This is a genomic window from Micromonospora sp. AB353 (assembly GCF_049538395.1).
GTDB lineage: Bacteria > Actinomycetota > Actinomycetes > Mycobacteriales > Micromonosporaceae > Micromonospora > Micromonospora aurantiaca.
In genome coordinates this window covers 1-24,624 of record NZ_JBMVFV010000002.1, presented here as the reverse complement: position 1 = coordinate 24,624, position 24,624 = coordinate 1, and the positions used below count along the sequence as shown (strand labels likewise).

22 protein-coding genes are annotated in these 24,624 nt (G+C 75.4%); 4 read left to right on the top strand and 18 right to left on the bottom strand.

Annotated elements, in window-relative coordinates:
- The first annotated feature begins 37 nt into the window (after positions 1 to 37).
- Entirely contained in the window at positions 38 to 1,495 is a 1,458-nt protein-coding gene (locus tag ACPCK6_RS01235; RefSeq protein WP_423480082.1) for an amidase, read from the top strand.
- Here ACPCK6_RS01235 and ACPCK6_RS01230 read toward each other — a convergent pair.
- The 16 genes from ACPCK6_RS01230 to ACPCK6_RS01155 form a co-directional block, all read right to left on the bottom strand.
- Positions 1,489 to 1,872, bottom strand: a complete 384-nt coding sequence (locus ACPCK6_RS01230; protein WP_423480081.1) for a hypothetical protein — start codon at positions 1,870 to 1,872, stop codon at positions 1,489 to 1,491. The genes ACPCK6_RS01235 and ACPCK6_RS01230 overlap by 7 nt on opposite strands.
- Positions 1,869 to 4,274 carry an alpha-L-rhamnosidase-related protein gene (locus tag ACPCK6_RS01225; protein ID WP_423480080.1) on the bottom strand — a complete coding sequence of 802 codons (2,406 nt, stop codon included), beginning with the start codon at positions 4,272 to 4,274 and terminating at the stop codon, positions 1,869 to 1,871. Before ACPCK6_RS01225 ends, ACPCK6_RS01230 begins: the two co-directional genes overlap by 4 nt.
- Positions 4,271 to 5,440, bottom strand: coding sequence for an acyl-CoA dehydrogenase family protein (locus ACPCK6_RS01220; protein ID WP_262014485.1), 1,170 nt, complete (start codon positions 5,438 to 5,440; stop codon positions 4,271 to 4,273). Before ACPCK6_RS01220 ends, ACPCK6_RS01225 begins: the two co-directional genes overlap by 4 nt.
- A gap of 48 nt (positions 5,441 to 5,488) precedes the next feature.
- Positions 5,489 to 6,424: a TIGR03560 family F420-dependent LLM class oxidoreductase gene (locus ACPCK6_RS01215; protein ID WP_423480079.1), complete on the bottom strand. Its 936-nt coding sequence runs from the start codon at positions 6,422 to 6,424 to the stop codon at positions 5,489 to 5,491.
- 45 nt (positions 6,425 to 6,469) lie between these two features.
- Positions 6,470 to 7,618 carry a steroid 3-ketoacyl-CoA thiolase gene (locus ACPCK6_RS01210; protein WP_269696764.1) on the bottom strand — a complete coding sequence of 383 codons (1,149 nt, stop codon included), beginning with the start codon at positions 7,616 to 7,618 and terminating at the stop codon, positions 6,470 to 6,472.
- Entirely contained in the window at positions 7,615 to 8,838 is a 1,224-nt protein-coding gene (locus ACPCK6_RS01205) for a cytochrome P450 (protein ID WP_135239710.1), read from the bottom strand. The genes ACPCK6_RS01210 and ACPCK6_RS01205 overlap by 4 nt, the downstream gene beginning before the upstream one ends.
- Positions 8,835 to 9,533 (bottom strand): 2-hydroxychromene-2-carboxylate isomerase, encoded by a 699-nt coding sequence (locus tag ACPCK6_RS01200; protein ID WP_423480078.1) that lies wholly within the window; start codon positions 9,531 to 9,533, stop codon positions 8,835 to 8,837. Before ACPCK6_RS01200 ends, ACPCK6_RS01205 begins: the two co-directional genes overlap by 4 nt.
- Entirely contained in the window at positions 9,530 to 10,339 is an 810-nt protein-coding gene (locus tag ACPCK6_RS01195) for an alpha/beta fold hydrolase (protein WP_396881536.1), read from the bottom strand. Before ACPCK6_RS01195 ends, ACPCK6_RS01200 begins: the two co-directional genes overlap by 4 nt.
- Complete coding sequence (locus tag ACPCK6_RS01190) at positions 10,336 to 11,409, bottom strand: beta-ketoacyl synthase N-terminal-like domain-containing protein (RefSeq protein ID WP_423480077.1); 1,074 nt, start codon at positions 11,407 to 11,409, stop codon at positions 10,336 to 10,338. The genes ACPCK6_RS01195 and ACPCK6_RS01190 overlap by 4 nt, the downstream gene beginning before the upstream one ends.
- On the bottom strand, positions 11,406 to 12,623 hold the full coding sequence (locus ACPCK6_RS01185) for a beta-ketoacyl-[acyl-carrier-protein] synthase family protein (RefSeq protein WP_194800058.1): 1,218 nt from the start codon (positions 12,621 to 12,623) through the stop codon (positions 11,406 to 11,408). The genes ACPCK6_RS01190 and ACPCK6_RS01185 overlap by 4 nt, the downstream gene beginning before the upstream one ends.
- 4 nt (positions 12,624 to 12,627) lie before the next feature.
- Positions 12,628 to 12,882, bottom strand: coding sequence for an acyl carrier protein (locus ACPCK6_RS01180; protein WP_135239705.1), 255 nt, complete (start codon positions 12,880 to 12,882; stop codon positions 12,628 to 12,630).
- A 49-nt stretch (positions 12,883 to 12,931) separates the two neighbouring features.
- A complete protein-coding gene (gene fabG, locus ACPCK6_RS01175) occupies positions 12,932 to 13,681 on the bottom strand; it encodes a 3-oxoacyl-[acyl-carrier-protein] reductase (RefSeq protein WP_423480076.1) in 750 nt (249 codons plus the stop codon).
- Positions 13,678 to 14,703: a methyltransferase gene (locus ACPCK6_RS01170; RefSeq protein ID WP_396881533.1), complete on the bottom strand. Its 1,026-nt coding sequence runs from the start codon at positions 14,701 to 14,703 to the stop codon at positions 13,678 to 13,680. Before ACPCK6_RS01170 ends, fabG begins: the two co-directional genes overlap by 4 nt.
- Before the next feature lie 2 nt (positions 14,704 to 14,705).
- The gene (locus ACPCK6_RS01165) at positions 14,706 to 16,409 is read right to left on the bottom strand and encodes a carbamoyltransferase N-terminal domain-containing protein (protein WP_423480075.1); all 1,704 of its coding nucleotides are present in this window, start codon (positions 16,407 to 16,409) and stop codon (positions 14,706 to 14,708) included.
- Between the two features lie 52 nt (positions 16,410 to 16,461).
- Positions 16,462 to 16,752, bottom strand: coding sequence for a phosphopantetheine-binding protein (locus ACPCK6_RS01160; RefSeq protein ID WP_216933389.1), 291 nt, complete (start codon positions 16,750 to 16,752; stop codon positions 16,462 to 16,464).
- A 77-nt stretch (positions 16,753 to 16,829) separates the two neighbouring features.
- On the bottom strand, positions 16,830 to 18,509 hold the full coding sequence (locus tag ACPCK6_RS01155; RefSeq protein ID WP_423480074.1) for a carbamoyltransferase N-terminal domain-containing protein: 1,680 nt from the start codon (positions 18,507 to 18,509) through the stop codon (positions 16,830 to 16,832).
- A 226-nt stretch (positions 18,510 to 18,735) separates the two neighbouring features.
- Between ACPCK6_RS01155 and ACPCK6_RS01150 the strand changes: the two genes are divergently transcribed.
- Genes ACPCK6_RS01150 through ACPCK6_RS01140 form a run of 3 tightly spaced genes read left to right on the top strand, consistent with a single transcriptional unit; the run spans position 18,736 to position 22,463 of the window.
- Entirely contained in the window at positions 18,736 to 20,406 is a 1,671-nt protein-coding gene (locus ACPCK6_RS01150) for an AMP-binding protein (protein ID WP_423480073.1), read from the top strand.
- A complete protein-coding gene (locus ACPCK6_RS01145; RefSeq protein WP_396881528.1) occupies positions 20,403 to 21,368 on the top strand; it encodes an FAD-dependent oxidoreductase in 966 nt (321 codons plus the stop codon). The genes ACPCK6_RS01150 and ACPCK6_RS01145 overlap by 4 nt, the downstream gene beginning before the upstream one ends.
- A 39-nt stretch (positions 21,369 to 21,407) precedes the next feature.
- Entirely contained in the window at positions 21,408 to 22,463 is a 1,056-nt protein-coding gene (locus ACPCK6_RS01140; protein ID WP_135239698.1) for a hypothetical protein, read from the top strand.
- A gap of 42 nt (positions 22,464 to 22,505) precedes the next feature.
- Here the strand turns inward: ACPCK6_RS01140 and ACPCK6_RS01135 are convergent, their stop codons facing one another.
- Positions 22,506 to 23,924, bottom strand: coding sequence for an aldehyde dehydrogenase family protein (locus ACPCK6_RS01135; protein WP_423480072.1), 1,419 nt, complete (start codon positions 23,922 to 23,924; stop codon positions 22,506 to 22,508).
- A 14-nt stretch (positions 23,925 to 23,938) separates the two neighbouring features.
- On the bottom strand, positions 23,939 to 24,624 hold a 686-nt coding region (locus tag ACPCK6_RS01130; protein ID WP_423480071.1), incomplete at its 5' end, for an NAD-dependent epimerase/dehydratase family protein.

The following is a 24,624-nucleotide window of genomic DNA, read 5'->3' as shown; positions in this document are numbered from 1 at the left end:
GCCGGCGCAGTCGGCGCGGGTGCGGCCGGGAGGTGCGATGGAGGACCTGGCCACGGTGAGCGCGACCGCGTTGCTGCGCGCCCTCGACGCCGGCGCCGTGTCCAGCGCCGACCTGGTCCAGGCCCACCTGGACCGGATCGAGCGGCTCAATCCGGCGGTCAACGCGGTGGTGGCGGTGGACCGGGACCGGGCGCTCGCGGCGGCGGCAGCCGCCGACCGGGCCCGCGCCGCCGGGGAGCCCCGCGGTCCGCTGCACGGCCTGCCGATGACGGTGAAGGACGTGTTCGAGACCGCCGGTCTGGTGACCACCGCGGGCGCGCCCGAGCTGGCCGGGCACCGGCCGGACCGCGACGCCGAGGCGGTCGCCCGGCTGCGCGCCGCCGGCGCCGTCGTGGTCGGCAAGACCAACGTGCCGCCGTACGCGGGCGACTTCCAGACCGACAACCCGGTGTACGGACTGACCCGCAACCCGTGGGATCCCGGGCGCACCGCCGGCGGTTCCTCGGGCGGCTCCGCCGCCGCGCTCGCGGCCGGGCTCACCCCGCTGGAGCTGGGCAGCGACATCGCCGGGTCGATCCGGCTGCCGAGCCACTTCTGCGGCGTGTACGGGCACCTGCCGACCTTCTCGGCGGTGCCGACGCGGGGGCACATCCCCGGGCCGCCCGGCACGCTCGGCGCGTCGCCGCTGGGCGCTGTCGGCCCGATGGCCCGGCACCCGGCCGACCTCGACCTGGCGCTGGGCGTGCTGGTGGGCGGCGACGCGGGCGGCGTACCGGGCGGGACGCTGCCCCCGGCGCCCCCGGCGACGCGGCGGATCAGCGGCTGCCGGATCGCGGTCTGGCTGGACAACCCGCTGATGCGCACCGACCGGGAGACGCTGCGGGTGCTCCGGGAGTTCGTGGCGCGCCTGGCCGGCGCCGGCGCGCTGGTCGAGGACCGGCTCCGGCCGCCCCGGCCGTTCTACGAGTCGTACGAGATCTACCTGGAACTGCTGCTGGGTGTGCTCAGCACCGACTTCTCCGACGCCGACTTCGCCAAGCTGGCCCGGATCGCCCGCCGGGCGCGCCCCGACGACGACCGCCCGGTGGTGCGGCTCGCCCGGGGCCTCGCCCAGCCGTACCGGGCCTGGCACCGCAGCGCCGAGCGGCAGGCGCGGTCGGCCGCCGCGTGGCAGGCGGTCTTCGAGCGGGTGGACCTGGTGATCACCCCGTCCGCGCCGCTTCCGGCGTACCCGCACCAGACCGACGCTCCCCCGCTGGCCCGGCAGCTCACCGTGGACGGCCGGCCGGCGCCGTACGCCGGGCAGCTGGTGTGGGCGAGCCTGGCGAGCCTGGCCCGGCTGCCCGCCACCGCCGTGCCGGTGGGCCGTACCGCAGCCGGGCTGCCGGTCGGGGTGCAGGTGATCGGGCCGCGCTGGGGTGACCGGGGCACGCTGGCCTTCGCCGCGGCGGTACACGAGCTGACCGGCGGCTACACGGCCCCGCCCGGCTACTGAGCCGGACGGCCGCCGTCCGCGCGGCGGACCTGGTCGCCCACCTCGACGACCGCGTACCAGCAGACGCTGCACGCGGCGCGGGCGCTGCCGTGGGCCTGCCGGAGGCGCTCGTGCGACTCGGCGCCCGGGGTGGAGCCGACCGGCCACCGGGCCGCCACCTCGACGAGGTCGCGGGCCGCGTCGAGCACCGCGGCGAGCGCGTCGCCGAGCGGGTCGGCGCGCGGTCCGACCAGGTCGGCGACGGCGGACAGCAGCGCGTCGGCCCGTTCCACGGGGACGGTACGCGCGGCCGGGGCGGCGTCGGTGGCCGGCCGCCGGCCGTTGGCGACGGTCAGCTTGGTGCCGTTGGTCCGCGCGCCCGCCGGTTCGCCGGTCATGCCGTCACCGCGGCGCCGGGGCGGTCCGGGTCGTGTTCCCGTCCCGCCGGGACCGTCCACCGGCCGGGCGGCCGGTGGTGCCGGACGCCGCCCACGTCGATCTCCACCGGCACCGGGGACTCCACCGTCACCTCCGTGCCCACGTCGACGGTGAGCGGGCCGTGCGGCGTCGGCACCGCCCCGCGCGCCCAGTCCAGGTCACCCAGGCGCGGCGCGACCCGGGCCCGGGCGAAGCCGGGTGCCGCCGGGCCCGCGCCGAGCGTGTACAGCGGCAGGTCCCGGCTCGGCGTGGCGGACCAGCCGTGGCAGAGCGAGCCGCCCGACCAGGTCTCCGGCCAGGTGTCCGTCTCCTCCGTCAGCAACGCCCGCCAGTCCCGGCACAGCCGGGCCACGTGCTCCGCGCCGCCGAGCGCGGCGACCGCGTCGTGCACCACGTACCGGAAGAACGGTTGTGCCGCGACCACCTGGCGGTCCACGTCCCAGTCCGGCTGCGGCGGGCCCATCGCGGCCCGCAGCGGCATGACGCCGAAGGACCACGCGCTGGTCACCCGGTCCTCCCGCGCCAGCAGGAACCGCAGCACCGCGGCCCGCGACGCGGCCGGGACGAGGCCGCCGACGACTGCCGCCGCGGCGGCGTGGTCGCTGAGGCCCGGACCGGCCACGCCGTCGTGCGCCCAGTCCCGGTAGCCGCCGCGCGCGGGGTCGAAGAAGATCCGGTACGCCTCGGCGAGGCGGCGGTGCTGCGCGCGCGCCCAGCGGGCCCGGCCGTGGTCGCCGAGCCACGCGGCCATCTCGGCGAAGTCGGTCAGCGCACGTCCCCACAGCCCGTTGAGCACCGCGCCGGCGCCGCGTCCCTGCACGCTGGCCCAGTCCAGCAGCACCCAGCCGGTGACGTCGGTGAGCAGCCCGTCGCGGGCGAACTCGGCGAACCAGCGCAGCACGCCCTCGGCCACCGGCAGCAGCGCGGCCACCTCGTCCCGGTCGCCGGCCCACCACCACAGGTTGCGTACCGACCGGATCCAGTGCAGCGACCAGTCCGGGATGGTGGTGGTGGCGCGGTGCTCGAAGTCGCAGGCCACCGCCATCGGCAGCAGCCCGTCCGGGCCGGGGACGGCGGCCAGGCGCGGATGCCAGCGGGCCAGCCGCCAGTCCGGGTTGGTGACCAGGTCGACGGCCTGGTGCACCACCGAGTCGCCGGTCCAGGCGCGCTGCTCCCGGGTCGGGCAGTCGATGTACGCATCCTGCGCGGTCAGGTCGACGGTCCGCAGGCCGACCCGGTGGATCTCGTCCAGCAGCGGATCGCTGCACGTGAAGAACGGGCCGGCCGGCCGTGGGCGCAGCCGTTCGGACACGGTGACGGCGTCCACCGTGACCCGGCCGGACCCGGTCAGGCGCAGCACCGCGTACCGGCCGCCGCCCGGGTCGGCGGTCTCGAACGTGTCGGCGTGCCCGCGCAGCGTGTAGGAGAACGCGGCGCTCGGCGGTGCCGGCGCGCCCTCGCCGTCCAGGCGTTCGCCGAGCGAGCCGTCGGCGACCACGCCGGCCGGGCCGGTCAGCCGCAGCGCGAGCGTGCCGGCGACGACCCGGCCGAAGTCGGCGGTGAGCACCTCCGGCGACCCGGCGTCCAGGTCGACCGTCAGGGGCAGCGTCACCGGCTCACCGGGCGTGCCGGGCCGGTGCCGCCGCAGCCCCGCCGGGATCCTCGGCGTCACGGCCGGCGGCGCGGTGACACGCGGCGGCATCGGCCCGTACGGGTCGGTGGGCGGGACCGCCCGGCCGATGCCCCCGAGGTGCAGGGCGGTGACCACGCGGGGCGCCGACCAGCCCTCGTCCGGGTGGCCGGGCCGCAGCCAGTCCGGGTCGAGCCGGCGGCCGTCGAGCACCTCCGGGCGGGCCTGGCCGAGACCGGACGGGCGCTGGCGCGTCCACGCGTCACTCACCCGGCAGCGCCAGGTCCGGTCGGTGCCGAGGACGCCGCCGGGTAGTTCGACCTCGGCGACGAGCACCCCGGCGCCGTGGCTGAACGTCGGCACCGCCGGCATCCACCAGGCGGTCGGTTCGCCGTAGAAGCGCACCAGCACCCCGACGACGTTGACGCCGGGACGCAGCGCGGGGGCCACGTCGACGGTGTCGTGGAGCAGGCGGCGGGGATGGCTGCGGGCCGGACCGCGGGCCAGTTCCACCCCGTTGACCCACAGCACGTACCGGGAGTCGGCGGTGATCCGCATGGGCGCCCGCCCGGGCACCCGGTCGAGCGTGAACTCGCGCCGGAACAGCACCCGCCGGTCGTGGACCCGCTCGTCGACCTCCGGGATGCTCTGGAACTCGCCGGTGCGGCGGATGCCGGTGTCCTGGCACCAGATCCACCGGCCGGTCCACGGCCGGCGACCGTCCGTCGTCACATCATCCATGGGTCCGGCACCGGCACGCCGAGCAGCGCCCGGCCCACGCGGGTCTCGTGGTACTCGGAGAAGTAGCCGTGGTGGCTGCCGGCGTTGATGTCGCGCCAGCAGCGTTGCAGCGGCGACCGGTTGTAGAGGGCGCTGCCCCCGGCCAGCCGGAAGATCGAGTCGACGGCGGCGGTCCCGGCGCGCATGGCGTTGCCGGTGGCCAGCCGCACCGCGACCCGGTCGTCCATGGTCATCTCGTCGCCGGCGAGCGTACGGTCCCACGCCCGGCCCAGCGTGTCCTGCACGTACGCGTGCGCGGAGCGCAACTGCCCCTCGGCCCGCGCGACGGTCAGCTGGACCGACTGCTCCTCGGCCAGCGGCCGGCTCCCCCGCGACTTGTGCGGGGCCACGGTGACGAACTCGTCGATCGCGCGCCGGGCGATGCCCAGCGGGAACCCGGCGAACAGCACGCCCATGAGCGCGAAGAAGGACCAGCGGAAGATGGTCCCGTCCAGCTTGGCTGACTCGAAGATCGGGTTCGCGGTGTACTCCGGCGGCACCCGTACCCCGGTCATGCGCACGTCGTTGCTGCCGGTGCCGCGCAGCCCGGCGACGTCCCAGGTGTCGAGCACCTCGACGTCCGCGGCCGGGACGAAGACCAGCCGCCAGTCGGGGCGCCCGGGCGGGACGACGGCCGGCTTGTCGCCGTCCATCACCATCACGCCGTTGGCGAACCAGGAGGCGTTGCGGCAGCCGCTGTTGAACGGCCAGCGGCCGTCCACGACCAGCCCGCCGCCCGGATCCGGCGTCGCCTTGCCCAGCGGCGCGAACACGGTGGCGATGGCGCGCGGCCGGTCGGCCAGCACCGAGCGGGCGACGTCCGGCTCCAGCCAGGCGACGAAGAACGTGGCGTTGAGGCTGAGGATGGTGAAGCCGACCGAGCCGTCCGCGCGGGACAGCTCGGTGATGACGTCCACCACGGCCATCGGGTCGAGTTCGAGGCCGCCGAACGCCTGCGGCAGCATCAGGTCGATCAGCCCGGCCCGGGAGATCCGGTCCAGCAGATCGGGGGGTACGCAGCCGAGGCGTTCGCCTTCGGCGGCCCGGTCTGCGATCGTCGGCGCCAGTTCCCGGGCCGCCTTGAGGGCGTCGATCGTCACGGGGGTGGTCGAGGTCATTTGACGTTCCTCCACATTCGACACGCGTGCGGATCGGCCGTCGCCGGGTCAGTCTGCCAACGCCGGTACGGCCGGAACAACGATGTGCGCCGGCACAGCGGCCGGCTGGGTGCGGCCGAGCGGCGCGACCGCCTCGGCCAGCGCCGCGAACAGCTCGAACCGGCGCTCGTCGGCGTCCGCGCCCAGGTCCACGACCGCCACGTCGACGCCGAGTTCCGCGAGGTCCTGGAACCGCCGGTGCGCCGCCCGCGGGTCGGCCACGTCCTCGGCGCGCAGCGCGCCGAACGTGGTCCGCAGGATGTCGTCGTAGGGGCGGCCGGCCTGCTCGCAGTTGCGCCGCAGCAGGTCCAGCTTGAGCCGCAGCATCGGCAGCCCGCCCGCCTCGAACAGGTTGCAGGCGTCGGCGTAGCGGGCGACGAGCCGCAGCACCCGCCGCTCGTGCGCGCCGCCGACCAGGATCGGCGGGCGGCGCAGCGGCGGCGGGCACAGCCGTGGCCGGTCGAGCCGGTAGTGCTCGCCGGTGAACGGGGTGGTGTCGCCGTCCCACACCTGCCGGGTCAGCCGCAGGATCTCCTCCAGCCGGGCGAAGCGCTCCGGCCACGACCCGACCGGGATGCCCATGTCCCGCTGCTCCCGCTCGTGCCAGGGCGGCCCGATGCCGAGCCAGGCCCGCCCGCCGCTGAGCACGTCCAGCGTGGCGACGGTCTTGAGCAGCACGCCCGGGTGCCGGTACGTCGCCGAGGTGGTGAGCGTGCCCAGCTCGATGCGGCTGGTCCGGGCCGCGACGAACGCCAGCGCCGTCCAGGACTCCGGCACCGGGTCGTCCTCGCCGCCGAACATGGGGATCTGGAACAGGTGGTCGTTGAGCCAGAGGCTCGCCGCGCCGGCCCGTTCGGCCCGTACGGCGAACGCGGCCAGCCGTTCGCCCAGCGCCGCCGTCCCGCCGGGGCCGGTGAAGTCGCCGACGAACACTCCCATCCGCATCCTGGTGCTCCCTCCACTGCGGTCCGGCGGGTACGGGTGTGCCCGTCAGCAGCGCTGCAGGATCGAGGCGGTGCCCTGCGAGCCGCCGCAGCACATGGTGATCAGGGCCAGCTCCGTGCCGGTGCGTTCCAGCTCGTGCAGCGCGGTGGTGACCAGCCGGGCGCCGGTGGCGCCCATCGGGTGCCCGAGCGCGATGGCCCCGCCGTTGACGTTGACCCGGTCCAGGTCCGCGCCGAGGCGCCCGGCCCAGGACAGCACCACGGCGGCGAACGCCTCGTTGACCTCGTACCTGTCGATGTCGCCGAGGCTCATCCCGGCCCGGGCGAGGATCCGGCCGGTGGCCTCCACCGGGCCGTCGAGCAGGTAGTACGGGTCGGCGCCGGTCACCACCTGGTGGGTCAGCCGGGCGCGGGCCGGCAGGCCGAGCGCCCGGGCCCGGCCGGCCGACATCCACAGCACCGCCGCGGCGCCGTCGGAGACCTGCGAGGTGGTGCCGGCGGTGTGCAGGCCGCCGTCGACAGTGGGGCGCAGCGCGGCCAGCCCTTCCGGGGTGGAGGCGCGCAGCCCTTCGTCGACTGCGACCGGTGGGCCGCCGGGCACCGGCACCGGCACGACCTCGCGGTCGAAGTGCCCGGCGGCCCAGGCCGCGGCGGCCCGCCGCTGCGAGCGCAGGCCGTACGCGTCCAGCTCGTCCCGGGTCAGCCCCTGCCGCGCGGCGATCCGCTCGGCCCCGCCGAACTGCAGCCGGGGCGGGTCGTCCCACGGGTAGTCCTCGGTGCGGAAGTCGGCCGCACCGGTGAAGTTGCTGCCCACCGGCACCCGGCTCATCGACTCCACCCCGCAGGCGATGCCGACGTCGATGGCCCCGGCGTGGATGAGCGCGGCCACCAGATGGTTGGCCTGCTGGGCCGAGCCGCAGCTCACGTCCACCGTGGTCGCCGCGACCCGGTGGTCCAGGCCGGTGGACAGCCAGGCGTTGCGGGTCACGTTGAGGCCCTGCTCGCCGACCTGGGTCACGCAGCCGCCGATGATCTGGTCGACGTCCGCGGGCGCGACGCCGGTGCGCTCCAGCACGGCCAGCAGCACGTGGCGCAGCAGGACCGCGGCGTGCACGCCGCTGAGCGCGCCCCGGCGGCGGCCGATCGGGGTGCGGACCGCCTCGACGACGACCGGGTCGCGGTCGGGCGGGGTCACCGGGGCACCAACCGCACCGGCAGGCTGGTCCGGCCGCGCAGCACCAGGCTGCGGGTCAGCACCGGCTCCCCGGCCGGCTCCACCCGGATCGCGGCGGCGAACAGCTCGTGCAGCACCGCCGCGACCTCGGCGGTGGCCAGCCGTGCCCCGAGGCAGAAGTGCGGGCCCGCGCCGAAGCCGACGTGGTCGTTGGGGCGGCGGTCCGGCCGGAACTCGTCCGGCTGGTCGAACCGGCGGCCGTCGCGGTTGGCCGCGCCCCAGACCAGCAGAACCCGGGCGTCGGCGGGCAGCGTCCGGCCGTGCAGCTCCACCGGCTCGCGGGTGCCCCGCCACAGCGCCTGCACCGGGGTGTCGTAGCGGATCGCCTCGTCCACGGCGGTCGGCACCAGGCCCGGGTCGTCGCGGATGCGGTCCTGCAACCCGGGGAAACGCAGCAGCGCGGCCATCAGGTTGGTCAGCAGGTTCGTGGTGGTCTCGATGCCGGCGACGAGCAGGAACGCGCAGAACGCCAGCAGCTCCTGCTCGGACACCCCGGCGGAACGGGCGGTGGCGATCGCGTCGAACAGGTTCGCCCGGCCGGGCGTGGCGCGGCGGAGCTGACGGCTGAAGTAGCGGAACATCTCGATGCCCCGGCCCACCCGGGGTGGCCCGGACGCCTGGTCGAGGTCCTTGGTGATGACAGTGGACCAGTCCCGGAACTCCTCGTGCATGTCCGCCGGCACGCCGAGCAGGTCGGCGAGCACGAGGACCGGCAGCGGCTCGGCCAGGTCGGTGAAGAAGTCGCCGCACCCGGCCTCGCTGCGTTCCCGCAGCACCCGTACGCGCTCGCGGGCCAGCGCGCGGATCCGGGGCGTCGCCGCGGTCACCGAGGCGGGGGTGAAGGCGCCGGCCACGGCGCGCCGGAAGATCTGGTGCTCGGGCGGGTCGGTGGCGATGAGCACCCGTACCGAGGGCGCGCCGATGCGGTAGCTGACGCCGGTCTGCGGGCCACCGGCGACCGCGAAGTCCGGGCTCATGCCGATCTTCGAGGAGAACCGGGCCGGGTCGCGGGCGATGGCCACCACGTCGTCGTACCGGGTCACCATCCACACGTCGTACTCGGGCAGGTAGCTGACCGGGTCGTGGTCGCGCAGCCGCGCGTAGGCCGGGTACGGGTCGGCCAGGACGGCGGGGTCGAACGGGTCGAACAGTCGCGCCGACTCCCGTGCGCTCGCGGTCATCCGCAGCCTCCCGCCGTGTCGGTGTCGTACGCCCCGATCCGCCGGGCCGCGCCGGCCGGGGCGGGCCGCCGCACCGGGGTGGGGTGTTCCAGCTCGGCGGCGAAGTCGTCCACCCGGTCCAGGCCCCAGAACCGGTGCCGGCCGATCCGGAAGTACGGGATGCCGAAGATGTCGTCGTGGTACGCCTGTTCCAGGCAGTCGACCGCCTCGGCCCGGATCAGCGGGTCGTCGGTGGCCCGGGCCGCCGGCCCGGGGTCGAGCCCGGCCTCCCGGGCGATGCGCTCCACCGCCTCGACGGTGCAGATGTCCTCGCCGCGTTCCCAGCGGGCCGCGCACGCCGCCTCGTAGAACTGCCGGGCGCGGCCGGCGCGGCGGGCCCGTAGCCAGGCCAGGTGCGGCAGCTCCCACCACGGGTCGTCGTCGATCGGCCAGCGCATCGGCACGCCGACGCGGGCCGCCTGCCGTTTCGTGTCGTGCAGGATGTAGAGGTGCTTCGCCTTGCTCATCGGGGCGTAGTGCAGCTCCGCGCCACGTTCCCGCAGCGCCGCCTCGGTGACCGCGTCCGGGTTCCAGAACGGCACGAAGGTGACCCGGTCGTCGAGGTCCGGCACCCGCCGGCGCAGGACGGTGATCGCCAGCCAGCTGAACGGGCTGCGGAAGGAGAAGTGCACACGCGGCTGTGTCTTCGGTGTCATCGGGCCGGCCTCTCCGCGTCGGTGCCGTACCTGGCGAACCGGTCGATCGACCGGCCGAGCCGGTGGGCGTGTCGCCGGTGGCAGAAGTGGTCGTAGTCGGGCTCGCAGGCGAGCAGGCCCAGCGGCAGCCGGTCGGTGAGCGCCCGCAGGTGGTCCCGGTTGAGCCCGGGGTCGCGTTCACCGCCGACCACCAGCACCGGGATCTCCACCGTCTGCACCGGCAGGTGGCCGCTGGCCAGGTACTGCTCGAAGACCGCCAGGAACGCGCTCGGGCCGGTGCGCTCCCACGCCCGTTCGAGCATCGACTCGAGGATGTCGGGTTCCAGTGACGTCTTGCGGGCGGTCAGCCGCGAGCGCAGCCCGTCGCTGATCTGGCGCTGGAAGATCCGCCGCGACCTGTCGAACGCGCGCCAGGTCACCGGCGCGTCGTGCGGCCGGTAGAACGGCGTGGTCAGCACCGCCGAGCGGGCCGGCGGCTGCGGGCTGGTGGCCAGCAGCTCCAGGATCGCGTTGGCGCCGAAGGAGTGCCCGACCAGGACGGTCGGTGGCGCGGGCAGCTTCGACAGCCCGGCCGCCACCCACTCCCCCGGCCGCCCGGCGTACCGCCAGGAGTAGTCGTTGCCGGCGTGCCAGGGCACGCACATCGCCAGCGTCCGCCACTGCGGGCCGAGGCTGCGGGCGAGCGCGGTCCAGCCCCGGCAGTCGTCCTCCATGCCGTGCACGAACACCGCGACCGGGCCGTCGCCGTCGGCCGCAGTGGCGTCCCGGGCGTCGGCGATGAGGCCGTGCAGTCGCGGTGGGATCATCGCCGGCTCCGGCCCCGGACCACCGCGGCGCCGACGCCGCCCTCCGGCGTCCGCGCCACGAGCAGCGCGTACGCGCCGTCGCGGCCCGGGTCGGCGCGGTGCCGGGCGAGCACCGCGGCCAGTTCCCAGGCCCCGGTCGCCGCCTGGCAGTCCCCGACCACGTCGTCGACGTGCAGCCGTTCGGCCGGCGAACGCCCGCCGAGCCCGTCGTCCACCGCCGACCAGACCTCGGCGTCGTCGCGCGCGTCGCCACGCCGGCCGCAGGCGACAGTGGTCACGTCCGCGCCGTCCACGCCGGCCTCGGCCAGCGTCGCCCGGACGAGTGCGGAGAGCGCGGCGGGCCGGGACTGGCCGGCCGGGCAGAAGCCGACCCGCACGGCGAGGACGGCGCCGTCGGCCGGCCCGTCCGCTTCGCGGCGCAACACGAACGCGGCGCCGCCCTCCCCGGCGACGGTCCCGCCCGTGCGTCGCACGGTCCAGGCGCTGTGCGGGGTGAACTCCTCCACCGTGGCGGCGAGCAGCACGTCCGCACGGCCCCGCCGGAACAGGTTCGCGCTGTAGCGCAGCCCGGTCAGGAAAGCCAACGGCCCTCCGGCGACGGTGGCGTTCGGGCCGTGCAGCTTGTACCAGATGGCCGACTGACCGGCCGCGCAGTTCATCACGGTGTTCGGGAACAGCGCCGGGTTCACCAGGTACGGCGGCTGCTGGGTGAACGTCTCCGCCGCGTAGTCCACGCTCGACTTGACGCTGCCGGCGGTGGTGCCGGTGACGATGCCGATCCGGTCCCGGTTGTCGTCGGTCACCACCAGCCCGGCGTCCTCGATCGCGCGGCCGCAGGCGACCACGGTCAGCGAGGTGCGCCGGTCGAAGAAGGCGGTGCCGCGCCGGCGCAGGTGCGCCTTGACGTCGAAGCCGACCAGGGCGTACGCCCGCGCGTCGGGCAGTTCGTCGGCGTACATGCCGGTGACCGGCACCGGCTGCGGCGCGGTCCCGAGCGCCGTGGCGAGCGCCTCCGGGCTGTCCGCGGCCGGGCCCACGACGCCCCAGCCGGCGATCGTCAGCGCGCTCACGACGGCGCCCCGAGCAGGACGATGGCGTTGTTGCCGCCGAACGCGAAGCCGTTGTTCTGGGCCACCCGTACCGGCGCCGGGCGGGCCCGGTTCGGGATCGGGTCGAGCCACGACATGGCCGGGTCCGGCGACGCCCAGTTCACCGTCGGCGGCAGGAACCCCCGGGCGATGGCGACGGCGGACGCGATCGCGCCGAACGCGCTCGCCGCGCCCATGGTGTGGCCGAGCATCGACTTGATCGAGCTGACCGGTGGCACCTTCCCGTCGAACGCCTCGAACAGCGCCTCCGCCTCGGTGGCGTCGTTGGCGGCGGTGCCGGTGCCGTGCGCGCAGACGTAGTCGACGTCCGACGGGCTGATCCCGGCGTTGTCGAAGGCCAGGCGCATGCACGCGGCGATGGTGGCCGCGTTCGGCGCGACCATGTGGCTGGCGTCGCAGTTCAGGGCGTAGCCGAGCACCTCGGCGTAGGGCCGGGCACCACGCGCGGCGGCGTGGTCGGCGGACTCCAGCACCAGCATCGCGCCGCCCTCCGCGGTGACCATGCCGGAGCGGTTCAGGTCGAACGGCGCGCAGGCGGTCTCGGCGACGGCACCGAGCCGCACGAACCCGGCGTGCGCCCACCGGCACACCGAGTCGGCGCCGCCGGTGAGCATCACCTCGGCGTCGCCGGCGGCGATCGCGTCGTACGCGTAGCCGATGGCGTAGTTGCTCGCCGAGCAGGCGGTCGCCAGCGTCACCGACTCACCCGTCACGCCCAGTTCCTCGTTCACGGCGAAGGCCAGCCGCCCGGCCGGTAACCCCGCCAGCAGCGCCGGATCCACGGCGGCGAACCCGGCGTCGACCACCCGCCGTCCGAACTCCTCGGTCAGCTTCGACTCACCGCTGGTGGTGCCGACCACCACGCCGACCCGGTCCGGTGCCAGCGCACCGGCGTCGAGCGCCGCGTCCAGGCCGGCGTCACGCACCGCGAGCCGGGCCGCGGCGGCCGCGAACAGGGACGAGCGGCCCCACGCCGCGACGTCGAGCCGGCGCAGCAGGTCCGCCGGGACGAAGTCGCGGACCTCACCGGCCATGGTGCGCGGGAAACCGGTGGTGTCGAAGCTGCGGATCGGCCCGACACCCACGCGTCCCTCGCGCAGTCCCTGCTCGAAGGCGCGGGCCCCGATGCCGATGTTGGAGACCGGCCCGACGCCGGTGATCACGACACGGTTCATCGCACTAGCTGTCCCAGCCCGCGTAGGTGGCGGTGATCTCGTACACCGCCTTGAGGTTCTCCATCCCGGCCAGCTCCCGCTGCGGGATCTCCACCTTGTAGCGCTTCTCGATCCGCGCCAGCATCTCGATCGCCCGCAGCGAGTCGGCCTCGTACTCGTCCTGGAAGTCGGCGGTGTCCGTCAGCTCCGACGGCTCGACCTCGAGCACCTCCGCGACCAGCTCGCGCAGCTCCTCGAGGTGGGTTTGCTTGTCCGACATGACACTGTTCCTCTCCTGGTACGACGGTCGGTGGGGCACGGCACGGGCGTCACAGGACGATCCCGCCGTCGACGTGGAAGACCTGGGCGGTGATGTACGAAGCGGCGGGCGACAGCAGGAAGGCCACCAGCGGCGCCACGTCGTCCGGTACGCCGAAGCGCCCCAGCGGGATGGCGGCGAGCGCCTTGGCGCGCGACTTCGACGGCAGCGCCGAGGTCATGTCGGTGTCGATGAACCCGGGCGCGACCACGTTGGCCCGCGACCCGTAGGGCGCCATCTCCTTGGCCAGCGAGCGGGTCAGGCCGATGATGCCGGCCTTCGCCGCCGCGTAGTTGGTCTGACCGGCGTTGCCGTAGACACCGGCGACCGAGGAGATGTTGACGATGTCGCCGGCCCGCCGCTTGAGGAAGCGGAACCCGACGGTGCGGCACAGGTTCCAGGTGCCGGTGAGGTTGACGTCCAGCACGTCCCGCCACTGGTCGGTGCGCATCAGCACGGCCGGGGCGTCCCGGGTGATGCCGGCGTTGTTCACCAGCCCGGTCAGCGGGCCGATCTTCTTCTCCGCCAGCGCCACCAGGTCCTCGACGGCGTCCGGGTCGGACACGTCGCAGGACTGGAACAGGCAGCGCACGCCGTGGGCGGCGACCTCCGCCTCGGCCGCCTCGGCGTCCTCGCCGTCGCGCCGGTAGCAGCCGGTGACGTCGTAGCCCAGACCGGCCAGGTGCACCGCGACGGCGCGGCCGATGCCCCGGGAGGCGCCGGTGACCAGGACGTGCCCGGCGGGCTCGGAGCCGCTCATGCCGGCGTACCCCCTTCCCCGGCGCCCGGCCGGAACTCGACGTAGGCGAACCCGCCCGGCAGCGCCACCGGCGCGGCCGGATGCACGGCCCGCAGGCCGGCCACCGCCCCCAGCGCCGCCAGTTGCGCGGCGGTGCGCTGGCGGCCGGCGAAGAGGGTGAGCATCTTCAGGTCGGCGGCGACCGACCACCGGTCCGGTTCGCCGGCCGGGATGTCCTCCACCACGAGCACCCGGCGGCTCACCGCGGCGCAGCGGCGCAGGATCGCCGCGGCGGTCGCGTCGTCCCAGTCGTGCAGGATGTCGAACAGCAGATGGGTGTCGCCCTCGGGCACGGCGTCGTCGAGGAAGCTGCCGGCGACCACGTCGCACCGGTCGGCCAGGCCCGCCTCCCGCACCGCGGCACGCGCCCCGGCCGCCGGTCCGGGCAGGTCGAACACGGTGCCGCGCAGACCGGGGTGGGCGCCCAGGACGGCGATCATCGTGGCACCGCGACCGCCGCCCACGTCGACCAGGTGCCGGGTGCCGTCCCAGGGCACCACGGCGGCCAGGTCGGCGGCGACGCGCCGGGACTTGCCGGCCATCAGCGCGTCGAAGGCGTCACCGCGAGCCGGGTCGGCGGCCAGGTCGTCCCAGAAGGAGCGGCCGTGGACCCGGTCGTAGCCGGGTTCGCCGGTGCGCACCGCGTGCAGCAGCCCGGCCAGCGCCAGGTCCATCCGCCCGCCCGGCCCGTCCAGGTCCAGCCAGGCCCGCAGGCCCGACGGGTGGGCGGTGGCGAGCATCCGGCCCGCCGGGGTGACCGCGTACGTGCCGGGCTCGGGCTCGGTGTAGAGGCCGAGCTGGACCAGGTAGCGCAGGAGCCGGCCGAGCGCGTCCGGGTCGGCTCCGCCGGCCCGGGCGAGTGCCTTGAGCCCGGTGTGACCGTCGGCGATGTGGTCGGACAGCCGCAGCGTGGCGGCGACCCGCACGGCGAAGGGCGGGAGCATCTCGAGCATCGCCGAGATGTCGGCGCGACGGGCCACCATGGTCAGCGGTCCGCCGTGTACAGCCGGCCCCGCGACCAGACCCGCGGCACGCCGCCCCAGCGCATCGCGGAGGCGGCGTCGGGGAAGAAGCCGCGTCCGGGGTGGTTGGCGCTGGTGTTGCAGAGCACCGGGATGCCGGAGTGCCGCTCGTACGCGGTGAGCAGTTCGAACAGCAGCGGGTGGGCCGGGCCGACGGTCTGCAGCCGGGCGCTGCCGTCGGCGTGCACCACCGCCGGCACGCGGTCCCGCCAACCGGGCCGGATGTGGTGCTCGAAGAGCATGTACGGGTCGGGGGTGCCGGGGTCGAACACCTCCGGCGCCCGCTCCTCCAGGCAGATCGGCGCCACCGGCCGGTACGACTCGCGCAGCTTGATCTCGTTGAGCCGGTCCTTCATAGCCGGGTCGTGCGCCGGGGCGATGATGCTGCGGTGGCCCAGGGCGCGCGGGCCCAGCTCGGCCCGGCCGTCGACCACCACGACCGGTTCGCCGGTGCGGTGCAGCAGCTCCGCGAGTTCGGCGACGCTGCACGGGCGGCCGGTCCAGCCGGGTGGGACCGGCGAGTCGACGAGGTCCGGGCCGTCGAACACCGACCAGCGCAGCGCGGCACGGCCGGTACGGCGGAACAGCTCCGCGCAGGCGGTGCCGATGGCCGAGCCGGCGTCGTTCGGGAACGGCGGCACCCACACGTCGCTGAAGTCGCCGCTGGCCCGCAGCCCGGAGTTCCACTTGATGTTCAGCGCGCAGCCGCCGGACAGGCAGAGCGGCTCGCCGGCCCGCACGTACGCGGCGCCCGGGCCGGTACGCAGCCCGCGCAGCAGCAGCCGGAACAGGAACTCCTGGAACGAGGCGAGGATCGCCGCGTCCGAGAGCCCGAGCGGCGCGAGCCGGCGCCGGGCCTGGTGACTCCAGAGGAACGCGCCGGTGATGCCGATCGGCAGCATCGACTCGGCCAGCTCGGTCATCACCGTGATCGCCTCCTCGCTGGCCGGGGCCAGTGAGGCGTACGCCATCGCCTTGCCGGAGACCGGCAGCAGCGCCTCCAGCTGGGCGAAGTCGCCCAGCCCGCCGAGCCGGCGGCGCTCGTCGGCGGGGACGCCGAACGGCGGGAACAGCGAGGCGAAGATCGGGTAGAGGGCACCGACGATCGGGACCACCACGCCGAGCGAGTGCAGCGCGGGCGTGGCCGGGTCGAACCGGTAGAGGGTGGCGGGCATGCCGCCGTCCCACACCAGGATCAGCGCGGCCCGGTCCGCCGCCGCGTACGGGCTGGTGCTGTAACCGGCGAACGCGTGGCCGGTGGCGTGCGGGTAGCTGGAGTAGTCGAAGGTCTTCGAGCCCAGCGGCAGGCCGCTGCCGGTGGTGCGCGGGTGGGCCGGGAGCGGGTTGCCGGGCTCGGCGATGACCGCGTAGCCGGCCAGGTCGATCATCTGCCGCCCGCCGTCGGGCAGCTCGATCTCCGCCGCGGTCCGCCCGTCGCCGGACTGCACCCAGCCGTCGACGCTGATCGCGTCGATGTCGCCGATGCCCAGGCCGTGGCGTTCCAGCTCGGCCACCACGCCGCCCAGGTCGGTGAGGCGGGCGTGGCGGCGGCGGTTGCCGACCTTCTCCTCCTCGACCGACCAGAGCAGACGGTCGCCCCGGATGAGGGCGTGCGCGCCGTCGTGGGTCAGTTTCAGCCCGCAGATGACCTCGTCGTGCTCGGACAAGTCCGCACCTCCACCGATCGTTGCCAGCCCTCGCACGGTCCGTGGTGGACCGTCACTCCGTCGTGGCGGCCAGCGGCTCGGCGTCCTTGCTCTCCAGCTGCCGCACCACGTGGTTCTCGATGTCTGCGGCGGTACGGATGTTCTGCACGCTCTGCTCGTCGATCGGCGGCAGGTCGAACTCGTCCTCCAGGGCGAAGGCGAGCTCCAGGAGGGCCAGGGAGTGGTACTCCAGGTCCTCGACGAGGAGCACCTCGTCCTGGTCGCCCTTCTCCGGGTTGGGGGCCAGTTCGAGGACCAGCTCCCGCACCCGCTTCCGCGTCTGCTGCTCATTCGGAATCGGCACGGGGGCACCGTAACCCCGCCCCGAGCGCCCCCGGAAGCGTGCGCGAACTCGACCGCGGACACCCTCCGGAGGCGGGCTCAGAGGCGCTCGTAGAGCACGTCGTCGGACCACACGTACCGGGTGCGGCCCCAGGACATGGCGGTGCCCGGGTCGGGGAAGAAACCGCGTCCCGGCAGGTTCGCGCTGGTGTTGCAGAGCACCGGAACGCCGCTGAGGCGCTCGTAGGCGCGCAGCAGGTCGTGGACCACCCGGTTGCCGGCGTCGACGGTCTGCAGCCGGGCGCTGCCGTCGACGTGCACCACCGCCGGGATGCGTTCCACCCAGCCGGCCCGGACGTCGTGGTCGAAGAGCATGTACGGGTCGCGGGTGCCGGGCGCGAACACCTCCGGCGCCCGCTCCTCCAGGCAGATCGGCGCCACCGGCCGGTACCACTCCCGGCCCTTGATCTCGTTGAGCCGCTGCTGCATGTCCCGGCTGGTGGCGGGCGCGATGAGGCTGCGGTGCCCGAGCGCGCGCGGGCCCAGCTCGGCCCGGCCGGTGAGCACGACGACCACCTCGCCGCGTTCGTGCAGCAGCGCGGCGAGGTCCTCGACCGGGCACGGCCGCGACGTCCAGCCCGGCGGCACCACGCCGTCCCAGCGCAGCTCCGGCCCGGCGAACTCGCTCCACCGCAGGCCGGTACGCCCGGTCGTGCGGGCCATCTCGGCGCACGCGGCGCCGATCGCCGAACCGGCGTCGTTGGGGAACGGCGGCACCCACACCCGCGGGAAGTGCCCGCTGCTCCGCAGGCCGGAGTTCCACTTGATGTTCAGCGCGCAGCCGCCGGACAGGCACAGCGGCAGCGCCCGCAGCTCCGGGTGCCGGTCGAGCATCGCCACCATGCCGGTGACCAGGGCCCGGAACAGGTACTCCTGGAACGAGGCCAGCAGCTCGGCGTCGGTGGCGCCGAGACCCCGGGCGAGCTGGAGCACCCGCTGGCTCCACTGGAACGAGCGCATCGGCGTGTCGACCGCGCCGAACTGCGTGGTGACGGCGCCCATCACGTCGATCACCGCCTCCACCGGTTTGCCCAGCCCGGCGTACGCCATCGCCTTGCCGGAGACCGGGAGCAGCGCCTCCATCCCGAACCGGCGGTCCGGGTCGGCGCTGCGCCGGTCGACCCGGAACGGGTCGAAGTGCGAGGCGAAGATCGGGTACAGCCCGCCGATGAACTCGTTGACCCGGCCGACGCCGCGTACCCGGGGGCCATCCGGTTCGACCAGGTAGAGGAAGGGCGGCATCCCGCCGTCCCAGACCAGGCCGAGCGCCGGCTCGCCGCGCTGCGCGAACGGGCTGGTGCAGTAGCTGGCGAACAGGTGCCCGGTGGCGTGGGTGTAGCTGGTGAAACCGGCCGGGCCGAACCGCTGCGGCAGCGGGCCGTGCCGCGCGTCCAGGGGCCGCGCCGCGTCGGTCACCGGGTCCTCGTAACCGGCCACGTCCAGCGGATGCGGGCGCGCGCCGTCGAGCAGCCACACGTACGAGGTGCCGTCCCGGTCCCGGGCCCAGCCGTCGACGGCCACGCCGGTCAGCTCGCCCGCCGACAGGCCGTGCCGGCGCAGTTCGTCGTGGATCACGTCGATGTCGTGCAGTTCCGAGTGGCGGTTGTGGTTGCCGAGCTTCTCCGCCTCGGTGGAGAACAGCAGCCGACCGTCGTCGATCACGGCCACCGCGCCGTCGTGCGTGACCTTCAGTCCGCAGATCAGGGATCGTCCAGGCACCTTCGCAGCCTCCTCGCCGGGTCCGTTCAACTGGGCAGAATGCCCAGTTGCCCGCACCTGACCGGGCAGGCGTGCCAGGGACATCGCGCCCACGTCACACGTCGAGCGCATGCTCGCGCCGGGCCGGCCGGCGCCGCAAGCGTGCCCGCCGGCCGGCTCGCGCGGGCCTGCCGCCGTCGCGTGGCACCGCGTTACGCTCCGCCCACCCGTGCCCAGGAGGTCCCCGATGGACGGACAGGATCGCGCCGCGGCGGCAGGCTCGCCGCTGACCGACTGGGTGCACCGGCCGCGCCCGGACGCGGCGGTCCGCTTCGCCGGACCCGGCGACAGGTGGGACGAGTGGAGTTACGAGCGGCTCGCCGAGGGTGCCCGCCGGGTCGCCGCCGGGCTGCGCTCGGCCGGAACCGCCGACGGCGACACGGTGGTGATCGTGGAGCCCACCGGGCCCCGGTTCATCCAGCTCTACTTCGGTGCGATGGTCGCCGGCGCGGTGCCGGTGCCGACCGCGCCGCCCGCGTTCGGCCAGGACCTGACCGGGTACGCGCGGGCGCTGGCCCACCTGGTCGGCCGGGCCGCCCCGCGGATGGTGGTGACGTCCGCCGCGCTGGCCGGGCAGCTCGCCGGGCTGGTGCCGCAGCCGGTGCCGGTGCGGGTCGACGACGACGTGATCGCCACCGCCGACCCGGGCCCGTGGCCGGGCTGGGCCCCGGCCGAGCTGGCGATGCTCCAGTTCACCTCCGGCTCGACCCGGGCGCCGCGCGGGGTCCGGGTGCCGGTGCCGGCGCTGGAGGCCAACGTGGCCGCCATCGCGCAGTGGCTGCGGATGCGGCCGGAGGACCCGACCGCGTCGTGGCTGCCGATGCACCACGACATGGGGCTGATCGGCTGCCTCATCACGCCGGTGGTGCGGCAGAGCGACCTGTGGCTGCTCTCCCCCGAGCAGTTCGTCCGGTCCCCGCTGCGCTACCTGCGCTGCTTCGGCGTCCACGGCGCGCGGCTCACCGCGATGCCGACGTTCGGGCTGGAACACGTCGCGCGCAAGGTACGCCCGCAGGACCTGGAGGGCATGGACTTCTCCGCCTGGCGGGCGGTCATCGTCGGCGCCGAGCGGGTCGGCACCGGCGCGGTGGAGCGCTTCGTGCGGCTGCTGGCCCCGTACGGGCTGGACCCGCGCGCCATCCTGCCCGCGTACGGGCTGGCCGAGGCGACACTCGCCGTCACCGGTCTGCCGCTGGACGAGCTGTGGACGTCGGTGCCGCTGGACCCGAGGCGGGTGGTGCTCGACGGGCCGGTGCCGCTGGCGCCGGAGGCAGGTGGCGCGCTCGTCGGCTCCGGCCGCCCGCTCGACGGGATCCGGGTCGCGATCGTCGACCGGGACGGCCGGGAACTGCCGGAGGACCACGTCGGCGAGATCGTGGTGGACGGTCCCTGCCTCACCGACGGCTACCACAACGAGCCGCCGGACGCCGACACCGGCCGCCGGGACGGGCCGCTGGTCACCGGCGACGCCGGGTTCCTGCACGACGGCCAGCTGTTCGTGCTGGGCCGCATCGGCGACAGCGTGAAGGTGCGCGGCCGTACGCTGCTGGCCGAGGACGTGGAGGCGGCGCTGGAGTCGGCCGGGCTGCCGCGGCACCGGCAGACCGTCCTGCTGGGCATGCGCGGGGACCGGCCGACCGCGGTGGTCGTGGTCGAGCAGGCCGACCCGCTGCGGCTGGAGGCGGCGCAGGGGCTCGTCGGCCGGGTGACCGAGGGTGCCGACCTGGTGTTCGTCCGGACCGGCGTCGGCACCATCCCGCGAACCACGAGTGGCAAGCCGAAGCGGCGTGAGCTGTGGAGAATCTTCCTGACAGGACAGCTGACCACAGCCGCCGCACACTCGGAGGATCCTTCATGACCGCACGTCCGGACGTCGTCGTCCTCGGTTCCGGTGTCACCGGTCTCAGCACCGGCATCCGGCTGGCCGAGGGAGGCGCGCGGGTGCTCATCCGTACCGCGGAACCGCCCGCGCGGACGACCTCGATGCAGGCCTCGGCGCTGGTCGGCCCGAACCTGTCACCGCCGGACGACCCGCAGCGCGCCTGGACCGACGAGACGCTGCGGGTGCTGCGCGACGAGCCGATGCCGGGCGTGACGCTGCGCGAGGGCGTACTCGCCGCCCGGCCCGCCGGGGCCACCCCGCCGTTCGTGGAGCGGACCCCGGGGTTCCGGCCGCTGGACGAGCACGAGCGCCCGGCGGGTTTCGGCACCGCGTTCACCGTCCGGCTGCCGCTCGTCGACATGCCCGTCTACCTCGCGTACCTCGAGCAGCGTTTCCTGGACGCCGGCGGCGAGCTGCGCACCGAGCCGGTGGCCTCGCTCGACGAGGCGGCGACTGTGGCGCCGGTGGTGGTCAACTGCACCGGGCTGGCCGCGCGGGCGCTGACCGGCGACGACGAGCTGTACCCGGTGCGCGGCCCGAAGATCGTGGTGCGCAACCCGGGGATCGAGCGGTTCTTCCTGGAGGCGCCGATGACGCCCACCTGGGCGTCCATCTTCCCGCACGGCGACCACGTGGTGCTCGGCGGCGCGCAGCGGCGCAGCGACGACACCACGCCCGACCCGGCCGAGGAGCGGGACATCGTCGCGCGGTGCGCCGCGATCGAGCCGGCCCTGGCCGGCGCCGAGGTGCTCGCGCACACCGTCGGGCTGCGCCCCGGCCGCCCGGCCCCGCGGGTGGAGGCCGAGCGCCGGGGGGACGCGCTCGTCGTGCACAACTACGGCCACGCGGGGAACGGCGTCATGCTCTCGTGGGGATGCGCCCGCGACGCCGCCGCGCTGGCGCAGGGCGGCGGGACCACCGACCGGCCTGACGAGTGAGCCGGCGCCGCCGGGCGCCGGCCTGACCGGAGGGACACCATGTCCACTGCCACCTGGGCGTCCGGCGCCGACGCGTCGGCCCTGTTCCGCACCGCCGCGGACCGGGTCCGCGCGATCGACGTGCAGCACATCCGGGACGCGCTGTACGCGCCCGGCGGCTCGTACCGGTGGCCCCGGCACCGGATCAACGAGGTGGAGCTGGAGTGGCGGCGCTGGCGGCTGCGTCACCACCTCGGACTGCGCGACGAGCCGCCGGCCTCGATCCGGCTGTACGAGCGCCTGGCCGTGTCGGCCGGGGTGCCGCCGGCCGACGTGTCACCGCTGGCCGGCGGCGGGCCGCTGGTCGACGCGACGTACGACCAGATGTTCCCGCAGGGCCCGCTGATCATCCGGGCGGTGAAGTCGCGGGTGGTGCGGCGGCCCACCGACCACGAGGTGGACGAGGAGTACGCGGCGCTGCTGCGCGAGTCCAGCGGCCGGCGCAGCGACTACCTGTCCATGCTGGACCCGTCCGGGTACTACTGGCACATGCCGGACCTGATCTCGGCGGCCACCGCGCGGGAGTGCATGAAGGACGTCGAGGTGCTGCTGGCCGCCCCGCGCGGCGAGTCGTTCGCGGGCGGGCCGCAGCCGGGCTGGGACGTCGAGCACGACGCGCTGGTGAGCCGGTCGATGAACGCGTACCTGGGCGCCGGGCCGACACTCATCAAGATCCACGAGGATCCGGCGCTGGTCGCCGAGATCAGCGCCCGGATGGGCCGGCCCATGCACCCGACCCGGTGCACGTACCTGCGCTACGAGAAGGGCGACTACCTGGGCGTGCACACCGACCAGCCGACGTGTGAGGTGTCGCTGCTGTTCACCATCGCCGGCGACCCGGGGCCGATGCGCTCGTACCTCGACGAGACCGGCCACGACCCGGCCTGGCTGGACCGGTGGGTGCGGGAGGCGGGCAACTTCCCCGACGGCGGGCTGGACTTCATCTACCAGCCGCGCGAAGGGCTGGCGCTGACCGGCCGGGCCGTGCCGCACGCCCGCCTGCCGCAGGCGGAACGGGCCGTCATCGGCGCGTTGTTCTACAGCGGCCTGACCTGACCCGCGCTCCGGGCGCCCCGGACCGGGCGCCCGGACGGCGGCTCACCGGGGACGGTGACGCACCTGCGCGCCGGTGTAGCCGTGCAGCCCGGCCACACCGCCCTCCACGCCCAGCCCGCTGCACTTCAGGCCGCCGTACGGCTGGTCCGGCGTCAGCTCGGCGTGCGAGTTGACCCACACCGTGCCCGCGTCCAGCCGCGCGGCGACGTCCCAGGCACGCTGCGGATCCGCCGACCACACCGAGGCGCCCAGCCCGTACGGGCCGGCGTTCGCGGCCCGGACCGCGTCGTCGAGATCGGTGTACGGCACCACGGGCAGCACCGGCCCGAACTGCTCCTGCGTCACGACCGCCAGGTCGTCGGTGGCGCCGGCGAGCACGGTGGGGGCGTAGAACCGTCCCGGGCCGGGCAGCGGCGCGCCGCCGGCCGCGACCCGCGCTCCCCCGGCGGTGGCCGCCTCGACCAGCGCGGTGACCCGGCGCAGCTGCGCCCCGGTGGTCAGCGGCCCCAGCTCGGTGCCCTTCACCGCGCCGTCGCCGACCCGGGTGGCCCGGGCCCGGTCGGCCAGCGCGTCGACCACGCGACCGTGCCGCGACGCCGGCACGTACAGCCGTTTCACCAGCATGCACGCCTGCCCGCTGTTGGCGAACGCCTCCCAGAACAGCTTCTCGGCGATCGCGTCCGGGTCGGCGTCGTCGAGCAGGATCGCCGGGTCGTTGCCGCCGAGTTCGAGTGTGACCCGCTTGAGCCCGGCGCCGGCGGAGGCGGCGACCCGGCGCCCGGCAGCCACCGACCCGGTGAACGACACGTGCGCCGGCACCGGATGCCCGACCATCGCCGCACCGAGGTCGTCCCCGCCGGACACGACGTTCACCACGCCGGGCGGGAACAGCGGCGCCAGCAGCCGCCCCAGTTCCAGCACGGCCAGCGGCGCGTACGGCGAGGGCTTGAGCACGACCGTGTTGCCGGCCCGCAGCGCCGGGGCCAGCTTGGCGGCGGCGATCGCGACCGGGAAGTTCCACGGGGTGATCGCGGCGACCACGCCCAGCGGGCGGCGGGCCAGCTCGACGTGCCCGCGCCGGTCGTCGCGCAGCAGCTCGGCACCGAGGTCGAGCCCGGCGTGGTAGCGCAGCGCGCCGGCCGCGCCGTACGCCTCGGCGATCGCCATCGCCGCCGGTTTGCCCTGCTCGGCGGTGACCAGCGCGCCGAGGCGGGACGCGGCCCGCGACACCTCCTTCGCGGCGGCGAGCAGCGCGGCACGCCGGGCCTCGTCGTCGGCGGCCCAGCCGCCGGCGGCGGCGAGCGCCGCGTCCATCGCCCGGTCGAGCTGCCGGCCGGAACAGACCGGGGCGGCGCCCAGCGGCGCGCCGGTCGCCGGGTTGTCGACCGGGAGGACGGCGGCCGCCTCCTCGGCCACGCCGCCGATCGTCATCGCCGGGGCGTGCTCAGCGGTCGCGGTCATGGTGGCGTCCTCCGTCACATGCGGCCCGCGCGGCGGGCGTCCTCGATCGATGGGTAGACGGGCCGGAAGCCCAGGTCCCGGCGGGCGGCGGTGGTGTCCACGACGCAGCCCAGCGGGCCGCCCTCCTCCGCGTCGCCGGCTCCGGCGCCGCGCGCGGTGAACTCCTCGGCCAGCGGGCGCAGCAACGCCGCCGGGGCCGGCTCGTCGTCGGCCAGGTTGTACGTGTGCCCGGCCGCGGCCGGGCTGCGCAGCGCGGCGAAGATGCCGGCCCGCACGTCGGCGTGGTGCACCAGGTGCAGCCGCTCGTCGTCCGGCCGGTGCGCGGCCCAGCTCAGCGCGTCGGCGAGATGCGGGTCGCCCTCGCCGTAGGTGAACGCGACACGCAGCACGCACACCTCCAGCTCCCCGCCGGTGAACTGGCGCAGCGCCGCCTCCGCGCCGAGCTTCGCGGCCGGGAACGACGACTCCGGGGACTCCAGCAGCGGGTCGTCCTCGCGTACCGGCCGGTCGCCGGCGGGCGCGTAGACGAGGTAGCTGCTCATCTGCACGAACCGGCGCACCCCGGCGTCGAGCGCGGCGCGGGCCAGCGCCGCGGTCGCGGTCCGGTTCACCTCCTCGGCGCCCGGCCCGTCCAGGCCGACGAACGCGGACGCGATGTGCACCACCGCGTCGACCCCCTCGACCGCGCTGCGGCACACCG

Bases quoted from the DNA above. Each gene is read 5' to 3' on its own strand.
- ACPCK6_RS01235 (WP_423480082.1), top strand. From the start codon at position 38: ATGGAGGACCTGGCCACGGTGAGCGCGACCGCGTTGCTGCGCGCCCTC.
- ACPCK6_RS01230 (WP_423480081.1), bottom strand. From the start codon at position 1,872: ATGACCGGCGAACCGGCGGGCGCGCGGACCAACGGCACCAAGCTGACC.
- ACPCK6_RS01220 (WP_262014485.1), bottom strand. From the start codon at position 5,440: ATGACCTCGACCACCCCCGTGACGATCGACGCCCTCAAGGCGGCCCGG.
- ACPCK6_RS01215 (WP_423480079.1), bottom strand. From the start codon at position 6,424: ATGCGGATGGGAGTGTTCGTCGGCGACTTCACCGGCCCCGGCGGGACG.
- ACPCK6_RS01205 (WP_135239710.1), bottom strand. From the start codon at position 8,838: ATGACCGCGAGCGCACGGGAGTCGGCGCGACTGTTCGACCCGTTCGAC.
- ACPCK6_RS01200 (WP_423480078.1), bottom strand. From the start codon at position 9,533: ATGACACCGAAGACACAGCCGCGTGTGCACTTCTCCTTCCGCAGCCCG.
- ACPCK6_RS01195 (WP_396881536.1), bottom strand. From the start codon at position 10,339: ATGATCCCACCGCGACTGCACGGCCTCATCGCCGACGCCCGGGACGCC.
- ACPCK6_RS01185 (WP_194800058.1), bottom strand. From the start codon at position 12,623: ATGAACCGTGTCGTGATCACCGGCGTCGGGCCGGTCTCCAACATCGGC.
- ACPCK6_RS01180 (WP_135239705.1), bottom strand. From the start codon at position 12,882: ATGTCGGACAAGCAAACCCACCTCGAGGAGCTGCGCGAGCTGGTCGCG.
- fabG (WP_423480076.1), bottom strand. From the start codon at position 13,681: ATGAGCGGCTCCGAGCCCGCCGGGCACGTCCTGGTCACCGGCGCCTCC.
- ACPCK6_RS01170 (WP_396881533.1), bottom strand. From the start codon at position 14,703: ATGGTGGCCCGTCGCGCCGACATCTCGGCGATGCTCGAGATGCTCCCG.
- ACPCK6_RS01150 (WP_423480073.1), top strand. From the start codon at position 18,736: ATGGACGGACAGGATCGCGCCGCGGCGGCAGGCTCGCCGCTGACCGAC.
- ACPCK6_RS01145 (WP_396881528.1), top strand. From the start codon at position 20,403: ATGACCGCACGTCCGGACGTCGTCGTCCTCGGTTCCGGTGTCACCGGT.
- ACPCK6_RS01140 (WP_135239698.1), top strand. From the start codon at position 21,408: ATGTCCACTGCCACCTGGGCGTCCGGCGCCGACGCGTCGGCCCTGTTC.
- ACPCK6_RS01135 (WP_423480072.1), bottom strand. From the start codon at position 23,924: ATGACCGCGACCGCTGAGCACGCCCCGGCGATGACGATCGGCGGCGTG.